The organism is Vicinamibacterales bacterium, assembly GCA_036504215.1.
Lineage (GTDB): Bacteria > Acidobacteriota > Vicinamibacteria > Vicinamibacterales > Fen-181 > FEN-299.
Window position 1 is genome coordinate 1 of sequence record DASXVO010000045.1, and the last position, 2748, is coordinate 2748.

General features: G+C 67.1%; 2 protein-coding genes. Both read left to right on the plus strand.

Annotated elements, in window-relative coordinates:
- The coding region (locus VGK32_13400; GenBank protein ID HEY3382764.1) for an acetate--CoA ligase family protein at nucleotides 1–673 on the plus strand (673 nt) is incomplete at its 5' end.
- Nucleotides 674–1317: 644 nt separating this feature from the next.
- Nucleotides 1318–2748, plus strand: a 1431-nt coding sequence (locus VGK32_13405) for a hypothetical protein (protein HEY3382765.1), incomplete at its 3' end; no start/stop codon positions are given.

Consider the following 2748-nt stretch of genomic DNA (forward strand, 5'->3'; position numbering starts at 1 on the left):
GCTCCCCGAACGCGAGAGCCTGGCGCGGCTCGCGGCGGCCGGCGTGCCCGTGACGCCCGCGCGCGCCGTCCCCGCGGACGATGGTGGCGACGGTGCCGTCGCCGCCTGGCGCGAGCTCGGGGCGCGAGGGGTCGTCCTCAAGCTCGATGCCGTTGGCCTGGCGCACAAGACCGAGGCTGGCGGGGTGCGGCTCGGGCTCTCGGACGAGGCCGCGATCCGTGCGGCGGCGAGCGAGCTGCGGGACGTGGCGGCAGCAGCGGGCATCGAGATGCGCGGGCTGCTCGTCGAGCCGATGGCCGTGCCCGGCGTCGAGCTCATCGTCGGCGGCCGGCGGGACGCCGTGTTCGGACCCGCGGTCCTCGTCGGGGTCGGCGGGATCCTGGCCGAGGTGCTCGACGACGTCGTGGTGCTCCTCGCGCCGGTCACGACGGCCGAGGTCCGCGAGCGCCTGGGGACACTCCGCGCCGCGCCGATCCTCCACGGCGTGCGCGGCCGGCCGGGCGTCGATCTCGACGCGCTCGCCGCGTTCGTCGTCGCGATCGGAGACCTGCTGGTGGCCGACCCCTCCGTCGTGGAGATCGACTGCAACCCGGTGATCGCCGGCCCTGAGGGTGCGGTTGCAGTCGATGCCCTGGTCGTCAAGGACTTCGACGGGTCACCGTCGCGGGCGTAAAGGGGGTCGCGCTCGAGGCGCCGATCGTGCTCAGGGCCTCCCGGTCGACAGCCGCCTGCTGTCAACCAGCCGACACATGCCGCCGAACGCGAAGTACCCCCTTGACCTAGTACGGACGTACTACCACACTGCGGGTCCGCACGACGTGACGACGGGGGTCCGGCGTCGGCGGCGGCGCTGGCCGGGCCGAATGGGGATCGAGGGTGCCGGCAGTCGCGCCAGCTGCGAATTCGGGGCAATCGCATGTGGGCTGGGCTCAACGACCCAACCGCCGGGTCGACGGTTTCGAGGTGTGGACACCCGACCTTTGCGCCTGCCCACCCACCTTTCCATCGCGGTCCCGGAGACCGGACGTGGGTCCTTCCAGCCCTGAGTGCTGGCGACCCGCGCCTCCACAAAGAGTGAGCGTGCGTCCAGCACGCCCGTCGGCGTCGCGTCGCACACGCCGGCAAGCGGCACCACTCGCCGCCATCGTCAACAGGCCGGTTCCGGGGGGAACCAAGGAGGTTGTCAGGCCAGATCGTTAGCCACCGTCCGGTCTCAATGGGGAAGCAGACCGGTTCGTCCGGGACCTGCGCAAGCAGGCGGAGTCCTTTACCGGGAACAAGGATCGACGATCAGGATCCAAACGAGAGGGAGTGCGCATGAACAGGCGCAAGTTGTTGACCGCGGGGACGATCACGATGCTCGTCGCCGGCTTGATGGCCGGGGCGGTCGGTGCGGTGCTGGCCACGAACCCTGGCCAAGGGTTCTTCGAGCTCGACGCGAGCTCCGACCTGAGCGATGGAAATCCGCCGAAAGCGGCAATCACTGACAATTCCACGAACGCGATCCCGGACGACTGGGACCGCGTCTGCCACAAATTCACCAGCGGCGCACAATGCTCGACCGCCGTTGATGACCACGCGAACGCCAGGTCGTTCGACTCCGAGACGACTACTAGCGGCACCGCCAATCAGGCCACGATCTTCACAGGTGGTGGCTCCAAGGACCAGCAGCCGATCAACAAGTGGGCGTGGAAGGACAACGTCGGCGGCCTGCCGGACAAGGACAACCTGCTGCACGCGATGTCCGCCCGGTATGGAAGCGGCGCGACCGCTCACATCTACTTTGCGGCCGATCGGTACGACAACAGCGGTGACGCGCAGATTGGATTCTGGTTCTTCAACAACCAGATTGCGCCCCAGTCTGATGGGTCATTTGGTCCGGGCGCCCACAAGGCCGGCGTGATCCCTCATGACCCCGACAACTCGGGTGACATCCTGGTCTTGAGCGACTTCACGCAGGGTGGAACACAGCCGACCATCCGCGTCTACGAGTACGTGGGCACAGGCGGCAGCGACGGTTCCCTCCAGCTGCTCGGCGGAACTGCCACCGATGTTCGAGACTGTGGGATTGTCTCGACTGATGACTTCTGCGCGTCGGTGAACAAGAACGACGGGGCTGCCGTCCCGTGGCTGTTCAAGAACAAGAGTGGCCAGACGACCTTCGGTCATGGCGAGTTCTACGAAGGCGGCCTGAACCTAACGTCGCTGGGCCTCCAGAACGAGTGCTTCTCAAGCTTCCTGGCCGAGACCCGCTCCGCCCAGTCGGTCACGGCGACTCTGAAGGACTTCGTGTCCGGCCCGTTCCAGGACTGCAGCTCCAGTGTCGTCACGACGCCGAGCGTTGGCCAGAACGGTACCGCGTCGATCGGGACCGGCTCGATCACGGTGCATGACACCGCGGCCGTGACCGTCAATGGCCCGTCGACGTTCACGGGAACCTTGGCGTTTGCCATCTGCGGACCAATTGCGACCGGAAACTGCGTCTCCGGAGGCACTGATGTAGCCGCCAAAGCCGGAGTGAATCCCGTTACCGCCAACGGCAACTACGATTCAGCCGACGTGACGATCACGACTGCCGGCAGATATTGCTTCCGCGCGACGTACACGTCAGGTACCTCTGGCGTGCCCAACAAGTCCGATCCCGCGGCCGGGAGCACGAGCACCTCGGAGTGCTTCACGATCACGCCTGTCCAGCCGACCATCTCGACGGTCGCGAGCGCGAACACCATCGGTGTGAACCTCGGGACG